This is a genomic window from Arthrobacter sp. SAFR-023, from assembly GCF_051965295.1.
Classification (GTDB): domain Bacteria; phylum Actinomycetota; class Actinomycetes; order Actinomycetales; family Micrococcaceae; genus Arthrobacter.
In genome coordinates, this window is record NZ_JBQCMF010000013.1 from 155,266 (window position 1) to 169,520 (window position 14,255).

The window sequence follows — 14,255 nt, forward strand, 5'->3', positions numbered from 1 at the left end:
ATAAAGTGCATACTTCTAACCAGTATTCATTAGTCCAACTATTCAGTTCTGCAACCCAAGGAACAGCCCATGCTTGATGTTCGCCGGTTGAGGCTGCTCCGCGAGCTGAAGATCCGGGGCACGCTCGCCGAGGTGGCAGCAGCCCTGCAGTACAGTCCTTCCTCAGTGTCCCAACAATTGGCCCTGCTTGAGAAGGAAGTAGGGGTGGAACTGCTCAGGAAAACCGGCCGCCGCGTGCAGCTGACCCCGCAGGCCGAGGTTCTGGTGGCGCATACGGCACACTTGCTGGAAACCCTGGAGCAGGCCGAGGCAGACCTGGCCGCGTCCCTGACCACCGTCTCGGGAACCGTGCGGATCGCCGTCTTTCAGTCCGCGGCACTGGCGCTTATGCCGGACGCACTGACGCGCCTCTCCGCGACCTACCCCGAGGTCCGGATCGAAATGACACAGCGCGAGCCCGAGACGGCGCTGCATGAGACGTGGGCCCGTGACTTCGACCTGGTCATCGCCGAGCAGTACCCCGGCCACGCAGCGCCCCGCTACCCCGAGCTGGACCGTGTCCGCCTCACGAGTGACGCCATCCGCCTCGCGGTGCCGCCGGCCGCCGAGGGCAGGGCGAAAGTCGACTCGCTAGCAGACACGGCCGAGATGCCCTGGGTGATGGAACCTCGTGGTGCGGCTTCACGCCACTGGGCGGAACAGGCCTGCCGGAGTGCAGGCTTCGAGCCCGACGTCCGCTTCGAAACAGCTGACCTCCAGGCCCAGATCCGCCTGATCGAGTCGGGGAACGCCGTCGCCCTGATGCCGGATCTGGTGTGGACCGGCCGGGGCACAACGGCCCAACTGCTGGATCTTCCCGGCAAGCCCCGGCGTACGGTCTTCACCTCCGTGCGGCGCTCCGGCGCGCAGCGGCCCGCCATCCTCGCGGCCCGCGAAATCCTTGCCTCCACCGCCGCTACCATTGCGGCTGCCCAGGAAATCGATACCGGAGCCGACGCCTCCGGGGCCCCGGCGGGAGCAGGAACCGCCGCGGCAGAGGCAACAGCAGAAGGACCAGCAGCCGCCAGAGAAGGCGGCGAAGCGGTTTAGCAGATGTTCCCTGGCTCACAGCCAAGCGTTGACCCCGGCGTTAGACTGTTGACGTTATGAATCGCACAATGTTTAAGTCCAAAATCCACCGGGCCACTGTCACGCACGCGGACCTGCACTACGTGGGTTCAGTCACCGTTGACCTGGACCTGCTCGACGCTGCCGACATTTTGCCCGGCGAGCTCGTGGCCATTGTGGACGTCACCAACGGTGCCCGCCTCGAGACCTACACCATCGCCGGCGAGCGCGGTTCCGGCGTCATCGGGATCAACGGCCCCGCAGCCCATCTGGTGCACGAGAACGACACCGTCATTCTGATCACGTATGCGCAGATGACCACCGACGAAGCGAAGACCTACGAACCAAAGGTTGTCCACGTGGACAAGGACAACCGCATCATCCAGTTGGGCAACGACCCCGCCGAAGGCCTCACCCCGGGGCTGTTGCGGCCGCCGTTCGCACTCAACAACGCCGCGCTGAGCTAGGACCATCGCGCGCGGCCGGCCAGAACGGACCCGGCACAAACGGCGAGATCCGCGCCACAAGGTGTCCCGCGGCTGAATAAATCTGATTAGGCTGGGATGGTGGATGCCACCCCCTGCCCTAGCCTGCCCCTGGCGGCAACCCCGGCGGCAAGTCCGTGCTAGGCGTCCTCGCAGGCTTTTTTGTGGTCTGGTCCATCATTCTGGTGGGCATGTTCGTCGGCAGGCGCAAGATCCTGGGCGAGAATGCCCGCCAGGTCCTGAGCGGACTGACCTTCTTCGTCGCCAGCCCCGCACTGCTCTTCGAGACGCTGAGCAGGGCAAGCCTCCGTGACGTTTTCGCCGCCCCGCTGCTCGTTGCAGCAGTTGGCGCCGCCACCACCGCCGCACTGTTCTTTGTCATCGTCAGGTTCCTGCTCAAGCGGACCGTCCCGGAAGCGCTGATGTCGTCCATGAGCGCTTCACTGGCGAACTCCGCCAATCTGGGCATCCCGATAGCCGTGTATGTCCTCGGTGATGCCAGCCACGTCGCTCCCCTGCTGATCTTCCAGCTGGCGTTTTTCACGCCGATGTTCCTCATGGCCCTTGACGCCACCACCAGCTCACACCGCACCACGCCGCTTCGGTTCATCATGCTGATCCTGAAAAACCCCATGATTGTGGGCTCGGCCCTCGGGCTGCTGGTCGCCGGAACGGGATGGCAGCTCCCGCCGCTGCTTCTGGAGCCGATCCACCTGATTGGCGGCGCCGCAATTCCGGCCATGCTGATGGCCTTCGGCATGAGCCTGAACGGGTCAAAGCCGCTGCAGGCAGCCGCTGGCCGGAGAACCGACGCCCTGCTGGCCAGCGGCTTCAAGCTCTTCGTGCACCCGGCCATCGCCTATCTGTTTGCACGCTTCGCCCTCGGACTGGACGGCCCGGCGCTGTTCGCCGTCGTGGTCACGTCCGCCCTGCCCACCGCGCAGAATGTTTTCGTCGCCGCCAGCCGGTACAAGGCCGGGCTCACGGTCGCGAAGGACACCGTCCTGATCACCACGATCGTGGCCGTGCCTGCGATGATCGGTGTGGCCCTGCTTCTGGCATAACTGCCGCCCCGTCCCCAACCGCTCCGCGGCTGCCGCCCGAACTGGAGGAAACCTTGAACACCACCCTGGACACCGCGATCATCGGAGGCGGAGCCATGGGTTCCGCTGCCGCCTGGGCGCTGGCCGACCGCGGGCGTGACGTGACCCTGCTCGAGCAGTTCACGCCCGGCCACCTCAAAGGTGCCTCGCACGGCGCCACCCGGAACCTGAGCCTCGCCTACGCCGAGCCTGAGTACGTGGCCATGCTGGCCGAGGCGCTGAAGCTGTGGGCCGAGCTCGAGGACGCGAGCGGCGAGCGGCTGCTGGCGCGCACCGGCGTCGTCAACCACGGCCCAGACCCGCGCCTTGGCGAGATCCACGCAGCACTGAACAGCGCCGGCCTCCGCGCGGACTTCGTTCCGCTCGCTGAAGCCGGCGAGCGCTGGAGCGGCATCCGCTTCGACCAGCAGGTTCTGCACATGCCCGACGGCGGCCAGCTCAACCCCGAGGCCGCCCTTCCGGCGTTCCAGCGGCTCGCGGCCGGGAACGGCGCAGCAATCCGGCACGGCGTGAAAGTTGTGCGGCTGGAAATACTCGACGACGGGGTCCGGCTTACCGTAGAAGACGGCGGCCGGACGGAGGTGCTCACCGCCCGGCAGGCGGTGGTCACCGCGGGCGGCTGGACCTCCAAGCTGCTGGCAGGTGCAGTCGCCACGCCGCGCCTGACCGTCACGCAGGAGCAGCCGGCCCACTTCCGCACCACCGACGACGGCGCCATTTGGCCCGGGTTCAACCACTTCCCCGGCGAGGGCGGGGACTACGCCGGCTGGTACTCCCCCGTGTACGGCATGCTGACACCCGGAGAGGGCGTCAAGGCGGGCTGGCACGGCGTGGGACCAGTAGTGGACCCGGACCGGAGATCCTACCTGCCCGAACCGCGCCAGCGCGCAGCCCTGCAGCAGTACGCGAGGGACTGGCTGCCCGGCGTGGACGCCGACGCGATGACCGACATCAGCTGCACGTACACCACCGCCCCGGACCACAACTTCGTGCTGGACCGGATCGGGCCCGTGGTCATCGGGGCGGGCTTCGCCGGCCACGGCTTCAAGTTCACGCCCGTGGTGGGCCGGATCCTGGCCGACCTCGCCACCGGAGAGGGCCCCGCACCGGCCATCTTCGCCGCCTCCCGGGCCTAGGACCGCGCACCCCTTAGGCCTTACCCCAGGGGTGACTATCCGGCAGGCGTCAGACGCGGACCAGTCCGGCTGCCTCCGCAAGGAGCTCCACCGAACGCAGCCGCTCATCGGTTCCGTTGCTCTGGTGCGCCACGATGAGCTCGTCGGCGTCGGCGTGCCGGGCGAAGCCCTCCAAGTAGTCCAGCACGGCGTCCGGGGTGCCCACAGCCGAGTACTTCATCATCTGCGAGACGTGCTGTCCCTGCGGCGAGTCCAGGATCATGTCCGCTTCGTCGTCGGTGAATTGCCGCCCGCCGCCGAAGAACAGCGAGACGCGGGCCCGCATCGTGGCGCGCAGCATCTCCTGGGCGTCCGAGGCAGCATCCGCAGCCACCACATTGACGCCGGCGATGACGTGCGGGGCGGACAGCTGCTCCGACGGTTTGAACTCCCGCCGGTACACGGCGACGGCGTCCTGCAGCGCATTCGGGGCGAAGTGGGATGCGAAGGCGTACGGCAGTCCCAGCTGGGCCGCCAGCCGCGCTCCGAAGAGGGAGGAGCCCAAAATGTAGAGGGGCACGTTGGTTCCCCTGCCCGGCGTAGCCTCCACGCCCTGCACGCGGGTGGGCCCGGTGAGGTAGCCCTGCAGTTCCAGGACGTCCTGCGGGAAGGTATCGGCCGAATGCGGGTCACGGCGCAGTGCCCGCATGGTGTTCTGGTCGCTGCCGGGCGCACGTCCCAGGCCCAAGTCGATCCGGCCGGGGTGCAGGGTCTCCAGGGTGCCGAACTGCTCGGCGATTGTGAGCGGGGAATGGTTGGGCAGCATCACGCCGCCTGCTCCCAGCCTGATGCTCTCGGTGTGAGCGGCCACGTGGGCGATCAGCACGGACGTGGCCGACGACGCGATGGAAGACATGTTGTGGTGCTCGGCGTACCAGACGCGCCGGTACCCGAGCTTTTCGGCCAGCTGCGCCATGGCGACGCTCCCGGCTAAGCTCTCCGCCGCCGTCTGGCCCTTGCCGATGGTTGCCAGGTCGAGGATGGAGAGGGGAACAGTCACGGCAGGACAGCCTTTCATAGGGGTTGCGCGGCTGCCGGCCCAGCGGTGGTCCGGCACATTGGGAACAACGACGGCGGCGCCCGGGTTATTTCTGTCCGGCCCGGTGACGCTGTCCACATATCCCGCCCATCCGCCGGCCGCTATGCTGGCGGGATGGCCAACAAGTCCACTGCAGATAAAGTAGCCACCATCCAAAAGGGCTACGCCCTGGAGGGTGCCACCATCGAACTGGGCGCCGCCATCGTCGACGGCGAACTGCACAAGGACGCTCCGGTCCGGCTGCCGCTGTCCATGATGAACCGGCACGGGCTCGTGGCCGGCGCCACCGGCACGGGCAAGACCGTCACCCTGCACATGATGGCGGAACAGCTCTCGACCGCCGGGGTGCCCGTGTTCCTGGCGGATATCAAGGGCGACCTTTCCGGGCTTGCGACGGCGGCCGCCGGAAGCGACAAGCTGGCCAAGCGGACCGAAAGCATCGGGCAGGCGTGGTCCGGGAAGACGTTTCCGGTGGAGTTCCTGGCCCTCGGCGGGGACGGCGATGGCATCCCGGTCCGCGCCACGATCACGTCGTTCGGGCCCATCCTGCTCTCCCGCGTACTGGAGCTCAATGACACCCAGGAATCCAGCCTCCAGCTCGTGTTCCACTTTGCGGACAAGAACAACCTCGAGCTGGTGGACCTGAAGGACCTGCGCGCCGTCATCCAGTTCCTCATCTCCGACGAGGGCAAGGAACCGCTTAAGGAACTGGGCGGCCTGTCCAAGGCCACTGCCGGCGTCATCCTCCGGGAACTCGTGGGTCTCGAGGCGCAGGGCATGGAGCGGTTCTTCGGGGAGCCGGAGTTCGACACCGCCGAACTGCTCCGGACGGCGCCTGACGGCCGCGGCGTCATCAGCTGCCTGGAGCTGCCCACCCTGCAGACCAAGCCGATGGTTTTTTCCACGTTCCTCATGTGGCTTCTCGCGGATCTGTTCGAGGACCTGCCCGAAGCCGGCGACCTCGACAAACCCAAGCTTGTCTTTTTCCTCGACGAGGCGCACCTGCTCTTCAGTGACGCCTCGAAGGCCTTCCTGGAAGCCATCACCACCACCGTCCGCCTCATCCGTTCCAAGGGAGTCGGCATCTTCTTCGTCACGCAGACCCCGAAGGACGTCCCGGCGGATGTCCTCGGGCAGCTGGCCAACCGGGTCCAGCACGCCCTCAGGGCATTCACGCCGGAGGATGCGAAGGCGCTCAAGGCCACCGTCTCCACGTTCCCCATCAGTGACTATGACCTCGAGGAGACCCTGACGTCCGCGGGCATCGGCGAAGCCGTCATCACGGTCATGAACGAGCGAGGCGCCCCGACGCCGGTTGCCCTCACCCGCCTCCGGGCACCAGAATCCGTCATGGGCCCCAGCGCCGCCGAACTGGTCAGGAGCACCGTGGCGGGGTCGGCGCTGCTTGCGAAGTACGGCACTGCGGTGGACAACGTCTCCGCGTACGAGAAGCTGACCGGCAAGGCCGGGGCCCCCACCGGCGCCGCGGCCGCCGGGCAGCCGCCGGTGCCTTCGCCCGAGGTGTTCGTCCCGGGCAATCCTGATCCAACGGCGATCGACGACGAAGCGCGCCGGATCGAGGAGGAGATCCTGGGCCGTCCCAGCAGCAGGCAGCCCGGCAGCGGGCGGGCCGAAAACGGACGGCCGGACGGCGGGCCGGTCTCGGCGCCCCCGGCCGGACGTCAAGCTCCCCCGTCCGGCGGGATGATGGAGGACATCACCGGCGCCCTCGGCGGGGCCCTTGGCAGCGGCCTGAAAAGCATGGCCCGGTCCATGGGAACGCAGCTCGGCCGGGAACTCCTGCGGGGCGTTTTCGGCACCTCTTCCCGGCGCCGCCGCTAGCGGAAACGCAGCGCCGACAGCGGCGGCTGCGTCCCGCCGTCGGGCTTTCCTGCACGGTGGGCGGGCGTCATGGGGACCACCCCTACTCCAGAGTTGCCTGACGTTGCAGGTAACGTGGGGTGCGTGCAAATGAGTCAAGCGTTGGTGAAGACGGCGGCCGGATGGCTGCTGGGCCTCATGCTTGCCATCGTTGGCGCCATCGTTTCGGTCAATCTGGTCAACTCCTCCGTGGCCAGTCCTCAACAGCCCGTGCGCGAATATCTGGAGGCCCTGCAGCACGGCGAAGGTGAACGGGCGCTGGGACTGCTCCGCGCGTCGGTACCGGACGCCGACGCCGCCATGCTCGACGGCACCGCGCTGCAGACCTCTGCCGCGCGGATCACGAACGTCAAACTCGGAGCCGCGGTGGGCCGTGGCGGCAACCGCGTGATGGTGCCGATGGACTACACCATCGACGGCAGCCAGCTGCACACCGAGTTCCTGCTGGAGAGCACCGCCACAGAATGGCTGTTCTTCCACAAGTGGTCCTTCGTGCCTGCCACGCTGCCCACCGTTGACGTGACAGTGGTGAACTCCAGTGAGGCAACGTTCAACGGCGTGCCCGTGAACATGCCCGGCGGCCACAACAGCTTCGCGGTGTTCTATCCGGGCGAGTACGAGGCGTCCCTCAACGGCCAGTACTTCGCCGCTCCGCCCACGCGGGCCACGGTCTCCGGACGGGAGGCTCCCGCCGCGCCCCTGAACCTGCTCACGCACGCCACCGACGAACTGAACCAGGCGGTCTCCGCACGGGTCAAGGAATTCCTCGACAAGTGCGCGGCCGAAGCCGGCCGGCAGCAGCAGCTCCAGCCGGACTGCCCGTTCTACCACGTCACCAACAACCGCGTGGTGGCCGGGACCATCAAGTGGAGCATCACCGACTACCCGAAGGTCACCATCGAGCCATTTGACGGCAGGTGGGTGGTGGCGCCCCTGGACGGCAAGGCAAAGCTCACTGCGGAGCAGATCGACCTGTTCAACGGCGCCGTCTCGCCCCTGGACGTGGAGCACGATTTCAGCTTCACGACGCGTCTGGACATTACTGGCGACACCATCAAGGTCACGCCGCTCCTCACCTTCTGAGGCCCCGCCTCCAACTGACCCGGCCGGCTGTTTGGCCGGACTGGCCCACCTTCAACGGCCTGTCCCCACTTTCACGGGCCCAGCAACCGCCTGTAAGGCCCAAAGCTGGGCTGGTTCGGCTGGGGCCAGCGCGATGAACCACGGGCCAGAACCTCCCGCACTTGGGCCAGCATGGCTTCCGGGGAGTGAACAACGTCGTCATAGAAGAAGCGAAGGACCGGCAGCCCCCGCACGGCGGCGGCATTGTCCCGCCGCCGGTCCTTCTTGAACTGCCGCGATTCGAGGTGGAAGGCGATTCCGTCGATTTCCACGATGAGGAAGCCTTCCAGCAGGAAATCCACGCTTCCGATCCCATCGATCCAAACCTGCGTTTCGGTGGCGATCCCCGCTTCACGGAACAGAACCCGGGCCAGAGTCTCCAGCAGTGAATCGGCGCCCCGTTCCACTCTTGCCAGAACGTCCCGCGCTTTTCCGCACCGGTTGCCAGTCAGGTATCGGCGTAGGAAAGCGAGGTCAATATCTCCGCGGTTGTAGGCGCACTCCACCATCACCAAGGATTCCAGGGGCGGCAGGCAGAGCAGGGCCTGGAGCAAAACATCCGGGAGCGCGGCGATGGTCCCGTGGCGTCTCCGTTGCGTCAGGGCAAGCCGGTGGTTGACACAACCGTCTCCTGCCCGGCCGTTGCTGTGCCAGTAATGAGGCTGCGTTGCGGGACGGAGTTGCCACAGTTTGTACCGCGGAGCAGCGGACACGCAGGTCAGGAGCCCATGAGAACGTCCAGCCGCCACCAACTCGGGATCGGCGCCGGGAACGGCGAGCAGCACGCGCTCCACCCGCCAAACCGCGCCGCTTCGCACGGCGAGACGAATGCCGGCCTCCGTGCCGCCCCGGGCCACCACGTCCCGCGTCAGCAATACCCCACCGGCTCCTTTGATGATGCGTGAGGGGTCCACACGCCCAACCCTGCCTGCCGCCGGCATCCCCTGGCAGGCAGAATCTCGGCCATGTGGATAACCGGCCCGCTTGCGCCGCTGCCGGGCTGGCCCAGCTTTGAACCCGCCGACAAAAAGGCAGTGGCCCGGTTCCGCGCCGCGGGGCGGGAAACCGGGCCACTTCAGTCAGTTCTGCGACGGATCTTAGTCCATGCCGCGCAGGTCCAGCACCAGGTCGGTGTCACCGTCGGCCTGGAGCACCACGGGGATACCCCAGTCCTGCTGGTAGAGGTGGCACGCGGCGTGGTCCGGGATCTCGCCGTCCTCGGTTTCCGGGCCGTCGCAGGCGGCAGCGCGGGCCGTGATGTGCAGGACGCCCTCCGGAACATCGGAAGCCAGCTCGAGCGTGCGGAGCAGGCCCACGGAGGTCCCGCCGCCGGACACGAGCAGCTCTGGCGGGGTGGAGGAGATCTTCAGCTGGGTGGGGTCGCCCCAGCGGTCATCGAGCTTCTGGCCGGTGGGCGCCGTGAAGCGGACCGTGAGCTCCAGCAGACCGGGCGCCACAGGGCTCTTGGGCCGGTGCGTCTGGACGGCGCCCTCGTCCACCTGCTGCGCTTCCTTAGGGATGGGCACGTACACGAGCTGGTGCTTGTTCGCCTCGACCACCACGAGCAGCGGCTCGGAGCCCGCAACCTGGGTGTGGTCGACGATCACGTCGGACGGCTCGGCCAGCCCCCGCGCCAGCGTGGACACGGTGCCTGCGGCGGGGTCGTAGCGGCGCACCGCACCGTTGTAGGTGTCGGCGATCGCCACGGAGCCGTCCGGCAGCACCGTGACGCCCAGCGGGTGCTGCAGGCGCGCCTCGGAAGCCTGGCCGTCGCGGAAGCCGAAGTCGAAAAGACCCTTGCCCACGGCGGATTCAACGGTGACGGTGGCGTCGTCGTCGATCACCAGCTTGCGCAGGGCTGAGGTCTCAGAGTCGGCCACCCAGATGTTTCCGTCGGCATCCTCGGCCAGACCGGACGGCTGCGCGAACCAGGCCTCGTGGGCGGGCCCGTCCAGCAGGCCTTCCAGTCCGTTGCCGGCGACGATCGAGACGTCACCGGTGAGAGGCTCGTAGCTGAAGATCTGGTGCACACCGGCCATGGCGATCACCACGGCGTTCAGCTTGCTGGACCAGACGACGTCCCACGGCGAGCTGAGGGCCACGTCCAGGGGATGGTCTCCCAGGCGTCCGGTGAAGCCGGCCGCGTCCTCGTCCACGCGGGCGGGCCCGGTCTCCAGGAGCCGCTGCACGCCGCTTCCAGCGAGGGTGGTGACGGTCCCGTCAGCGAGCGACAGTCCCCGCAGGCGGTGGTTGACGGAGTCGGCAATCACGACGTCGTAGCCCGTCTTCGCTGCCACGTCTTCCGGCAGCAGGACAAGACCCTGCGGTTCGTTGAACCGGGCGGTGCCGGCGTCGCCGTCGGCGTGGCCCTTCTCCCCGGAACCGTAAGTGCTCAGCACGGTGTGGAAGTCGGTGCCGAGCTCCAGGACGCGGTGGTGGCCGGTGTCGGTGACCAGCCAGGTCCCGCGGTCAGCGGTGCCGTTGGCACCCGTGCCGGCGGCAGCACCGGCGTCGGCCGCTGAACTGGCGGAGGCTGAACCACGGCCGGCCGGAAGGTAGAGGGCCTTGCCGGGGAACCGCAGGGTTCCCGACGTCGGCTCCGGAGCCACGTAGGGGCCGTTGCCGCGGTGCAGGGTGCCGCGAGCCTCGTGCTCGGCGATCAGCTCGGGAATGAGCACGCCCAGGCCGTCCGCGTGGCCTTCGCCCGACAGGTGCGCCACGATGTAGCCCTCGGGGTCAATGACCACCAATGTGGGCCAGGCGCGGGCCGTGTAGGCCTTCCAGGTTTCCAGCTCGGGGTCGTCCAGGACCGGGTGGTGGATCTCGTAACGCTCCACGGCGGCGGCCAGCGCCACAGGATCGGCCTCGTGCTCGAACTTCGGGGAGTGCACGCCCACGGTGACCAGGACGTCGGAGTACTTTTCCTCCAGCGGCCGGAGTTCGTCCAGCACGTGAAGGCAGTTGATGCAGCAGAAGGTCCAGAAGTCCAGGAGCACAATCTTGCCGCGCAGGGCTTCAAGGTCCAGGGACTTGCCGCCGGTGTTCAGCCAGTTGCGGCCCACCAGTTCGGAGGCGCGGACCCGGAGGTGGGTGCGTACGGTTTCGCTCATCAGCGTCCTTCCAGCTTTGAGTTGCGTTCAGCCAGCTTGGCGTCGCGTTCAGCCAATTTGGCAAACATATCGTTGTAAGCGGTGAGATCGGCGTCGTTATTCCTGTCCGCGGCCCGGTCGGTGCGCCGGGTTTCGCGTTCATCGGATCTGGACCACATGATGGCGACGCCGATCGCCACCAGCAGTGTGGGCACTTCGCCGATGCCCCAGGCCACTGCGCCGCCCATTTGCTGGTCCAGGAGTGCCGAGGGCCCCCAGCTGCGGCCGAGGTTGCCGAAGTAGTCTGCGGCCAGCAGGTTGGTGCCGCCCATGATGGCCACTCCGAAGAAGGCGTGGAAGCCCATGGTGGCCAGCAGGAGCAGGAGCCGCAGCGGGTACGGCGCGCGGCGCGGCAGCGGGTCGGTGCCGATCATGCTGAGCACGAAGATGTAGCCCGTCAGCGCAAAGTGCAGGTTCATCAGCTCGTGGCCCACGTGTTCCCGCATCGCCAGGCTGAACGCGTCCGAATAGTAGAACAGCACGATGGAGCCGGCGAAGTTGGCGGCCGCGAACAGCGGGTGGGTGACCACCTGCGAGAACTTCGAGTGGACGAACAGCAGGAGCCATTCCCGGAGGCCGCGGGACCCGTCCCTCCGTGCCGGCAGGGCCCGGAGCGCAAGCGTCACGGGGGCGCCGAGCACCAGGAAGATCGGGGCAACCATGGTGAGGGCCATGTGGTCCACCATGTGCGCCGAGAACAGTACGCGGCCGTATACCGACGGCGGTCCCGACGTGATGTAGGTCAGCACCAGCAGGCCGATGATCCAGTTTGTGCTGCGGAACCAGGACCATTTGTCCCCGCGTGCGCGGACCTTGGCCACGCCCAGGAAGTAGGACACCAGGCCAAAGATCGCCACGGCAATCCAGAGCCAGTCCAGGCGCCACTCGGTCAGCCAGCGTTCGGGCGTCAGTTCAGGGGGCAGCTCGTAGCCGGAGAGGATGAATGCGGGCGAGGCGTCCGGGGCGTAGGAAGTAGGCTCCGGCGGCGCTGAACGGCCCAGGGCGACGGCGATGCCTGACGTGGCTCCCATGATCAGCAGTTCGATGAGAATCAGCTGCCAGAGCACTCGCCGCGCGGACATGGCCGCTCCTGCACGCGCCAGCTGCGGGATGACCCACTGCCGGTGCATGAAGCCGATTCCGCCCAGTACGAGTGTGGCCGCGGACTTCGCAAGGATCAGCTGGCCGTACGCCGAGCCGAAGAGGTCACCCCAGCTGGTCACCCGGATGCTGGCATTGACGACGCCCGATGCGAAGACCAGCGCAAATGCGAAACCTGCGAGCGAGGAGAACCGGCGGAGGACCGGTTCGGTGATGTCGTGGTCGCCCGGCAGGGACGCCTGGCCGCTGCGCGCCTGGGTGCTGCGGGCCTGGTTGCGCGGGGCGAGCATGCCGGAGAGCAGCGCCAGTAGGATGATGCCGCCCACCCAGACGCTGACCCCCACCAGGTGCAGGCCCAGCGAGTTGATGGCACCCTCGTGGTCGTTGGAGCTGGCGGAGTGGCCGATCAGGGCAGTGGGAACCAGGCCAATCAATGCCAGCAGCAACGTAAACGCCAGGCCGGTCAGCGACCGCACCCCGAAGAGCGCCGTTGTCACGACGGCGGCGATGATCGTCACGGCCAGCCAGGCGCGCCCGGTTTCGATGTCCGTCATGAAGTACACGAGAGCACGGGTGAATTCGGCATCCCCCGAGATGCCCTGCCCTGCCACGTCGGAGTACGTCAGCACCAGCACGGCGATGGCGGACAGCGTCCACGCCACGCCCGCCGCAGCCGCGATGGCAAGGGCACGAGCAAAGGCCGGGTGCTCGGGTGCGTCATTGTCCTTCGACCGCGCACCACCGAGCTTGTGCGGCAGGATACCTGCGGCAAAGATGAGCCCGCCGATTACAGCGGCAAGGGAAACGTTGTGGACGGCCTTGCTGACCGGAAGCCCCCAACGTACCAGCGCGCCGGGGTCGGAGACCTCACGTGCGGCTGCGGCACCGGAGAACAGCAGCGCGGCCACCAGCCCCAGGAAGAGGGCACCGAGTCCGGCCAGCTGCCAGGCCCGCTGAATGCCGAAGGCACTGTCAGCGGCCCGGGTTCCCGAATCGGGCGCGGGTTGCGGAGTAAGGGGTTTTGCTGCTGAAGGCACCTATCCATTGTCCGCTACCGTCGCCACGGCGGCGAATCGGGGGTTCGGGAAACGAGGGTTAAAAGCAAGAGGAGCGGCAACCTCGTGGGTTGCCGCTCCTCTGAGCTGCGAAAGACTACTTCTTGGAGACAGCGGCCTTCAGCTTGGAACCAGCGGTCAGCTTGACGCTGTGGCCGGCTGCAATCTGGATGGTCTCGCCGGTCTGCGGGTTGCGGCCAGTGCGGGCTGCACGGTCGGTGCGCTCAACTGCGAGCCAGCCCGGGATGGTGATCTTCTCGCCGGCGGCGACAGAAGATTCGAAAACCTCGAACAGTGCATCGAGCACGGAGTTGACGGCCGCCTGGCTGGTGCCGGCCTTGCCTGCTACCTCGGAAACAAGTTCACTACGGTTCTTAGCCATGTATGTCCTCCTGGACGCTCTTGATTCTGGAGCCTGCACGCGGCGTGCGTGCAGGCCACTGTTCGAAAACTTACCAGCTTGCACCCATGAGGGGGATAAATTCCGCGTGTTTCCGCGACTTTTTGACCTAAATCACCGGTATTTCAAGGATTTTCAGCCCTATGGGCCCTCCCAACCGGGCCCGCCCACAGGTTCGGACGGCTCCCAGACGGACGCTTCCTCACATCCCGTCGCCTCAACCCCGTGCTTCCTCACCTTGGCCGGGGGACTGAGGACGGGTTAGGGAAAGGGCTGCGGGAGGTGAGGGAGGGTTTGGGGGGTCCGTTGGGTGGGCCTGTCGAAACCAGGACCCTGTCAGGGATCACCTGCTGGGTTAAATGCGGGAGAGCCCCGACCAGGGTGTCTGGTTGGGGCTCTCGACCGTTTTAATGGTTGTCCGGCGGTGACCTACTCTCCCACACCCTCCCGGGTGCAGTACCATCGGCGCTGTGGGTCTTAGCTTCCGGGTTCGGAATGGGACCGGGCGTTTCCCCCACGCTATGACCGCCGTAACCCTGTGTCCCGTCCCCCCGGTGTTCTTGGGGGTGGGAAATCTTGTGGTGTTACAACTGTGGTGTTGTATTCAGTTATTGGTGGGTTCCTGAACCTCAACCCGG

The 14,255-nt window shown here is 67.0% G+C and carries 11 protein-coding genes and 1 rRNA gene; 6 read left to right on the forward strand and 6 right to left on the reverse strand.

All coding sequences use genetic code 11. The features are described from left to right. The first annotated feature begins 69 nt into the window (after positions 1-69). The 4 genes from ACTHQX_RS15175 (at position 70) to ACTHQX_RS15190 (ending at position 3,831) form a co-directional block, all read left to right on the forward strand. Positions 70-1,089, forward strand: a complete 1,020-nt coding sequence (locus ACTHQX_RS15175; protein ID WP_236805661.1) for a LysR substrate-binding domain-containing protein — start codon at positions 70-72, stop codon at positions 1,087-1,089. Positions 1,090-1,145: 56 nt separating this feature from the next. Next, entirely contained in the window at positions 1,146-1,574 is a 429-nt protein-coding gene (gene panD / locus ACTHQX_RS15180; RefSeq protein WP_440158316.1) for an aspartate 1-decarboxylase, read from the forward strand. 155 nt (positions 1,575-1,729) lie between these two features. Further along, on the forward strand, positions 1,730-2,656 hold the full coding sequence (locus tag ACTHQX_RS15185) for an AEC family transporter (RefSeq protein WP_440158317.1): 927 nt from the start codon (positions 1,730-1,732) through the stop codon (positions 2,654-2,656). A 53-nt stretch (positions 2,657-2,709) separates the two neighbouring features. After that, positions 2,710-3,831 carry an FAD-dependent oxidoreductase gene (locus ACTHQX_RS15190; protein ID WP_440158318.1) on the forward strand — a complete coding sequence of 374 codons (1,122 nt, stop codon included), beginning with the start codon at positions 2,710-2,712 and terminating at the stop codon, positions 3,829-3,831. 49 nt (positions 3,832-3,880) lie between these two features. On the opposite strand, the gene ACTHQX_RS15195 is transcribed toward ACTHQX_RS15190, so the two are convergent. Continuing rightward, complete coding sequence (locus ACTHQX_RS15195; RefSeq protein ID WP_440158319.1) at positions 3,881-4,870, reverse strand: LLM class flavin-dependent oxidoreductase; 990 nt, start codon at positions 4,868-4,870, stop codon at positions 3,881-3,883. A gap of 153 nt (positions 4,871-5,023) precedes the next feature. Here ACTHQX_RS15195 and ACTHQX_RS15200 point away from each other — a divergent pair, with 153 nt between their 5' ends. Together ACTHQX_RS15200 and ACTHQX_RS15205 are read left to right on the forward strand one after the other, a co-directional pair. Next, positions 5,024-6,751 (forward strand): helicase HerA-like domain-containing protein, encoded by a 1,728-nt coding sequence (locus tag ACTHQX_RS15200; protein ID WP_440158320.1) that lies wholly within the window; start codon positions 5,024-5,026, stop codon positions 6,749-6,751. A 129-nt stretch (positions 6,752-6,880) separates the two neighbouring features. Then, the gene (locus ACTHQX_RS15205; protein ID WP_440158321.1) at positions 6,881-7,873 is read left to right on the forward strand and encodes a hypothetical protein; all 993 of its coding nucleotides are present in this window, start codon (positions 6,881-6,883) and stop codon (positions 7,871-7,873) included. Between the two features lie 71 nt (positions 7,874-7,944). Here ACTHQX_RS15205 and ACTHQX_RS15210 read toward each other — a convergent pair whose 3' ends face one another. The 5 genes from ACTHQX_RS15210 to rrf all read right to left on the reverse strand — a co-directional run bounded on the left by ACTHQX_RS15210 (position 7,945) and on the right by rrf (position 14,150). Then, positions 7,945-8,787 carry an endonuclease domain-containing protein gene (locus ACTHQX_RS15210; protein ID WP_440174611.1) on the reverse strand — a complete coding sequence of 281 codons (843 nt, stop codon included), beginning with the start codon at positions 8,785-8,787 and terminating at the stop codon, positions 7,945-7,947. 222 nt (positions 8,788-9,009) lie between these two features. Beyond that, positions 9,010-11,022, reverse strand: a complete 2,013-nt coding sequence (locus ACTHQX_RS15215) for an NHL domain-containing thioredoxin family protein (RefSeq protein ID WP_440158323.1) — start codon at positions 11,020-11,022, stop codon at positions 9,010-9,012. Further along, the gene (locus tag ACTHQX_RS15220; protein ID WP_236805674.1) at positions 11,022-13,199 is read right to left on the reverse strand and encodes a cytochrome c oxidase assembly protein; all 2,178 of its coding nucleotides are present in this window, start codon (positions 13,197-13,199) and stop codon (positions 11,022-11,024) included. The genes ACTHQX_RS15215 and ACTHQX_RS15220 overlap by 1 nt, the downstream gene beginning before the upstream one ends. 115 nt (positions 13,200-13,314) lie before the next feature. Continuing rightward, the gene (locus ACTHQX_RS15225; RefSeq protein ID WP_003803320.1) at positions 13,315-13,599 is read right to left on the reverse strand and encodes an HU family DNA-binding protein; all 285 of its coding nucleotides are present in this window, start codon (positions 13,597-13,599) and stop codon (positions 13,315-13,317) included. A 434-nt stretch (positions 13,600-14,033) separates the two neighbouring features. Next, positions 14,034-14,150 (reverse strand): 5S ribosomal RNA (gene rrf, locus ACTHQX_RS15230). Positions 14,151-14,255 lie beyond the last annotated feature (105 nt).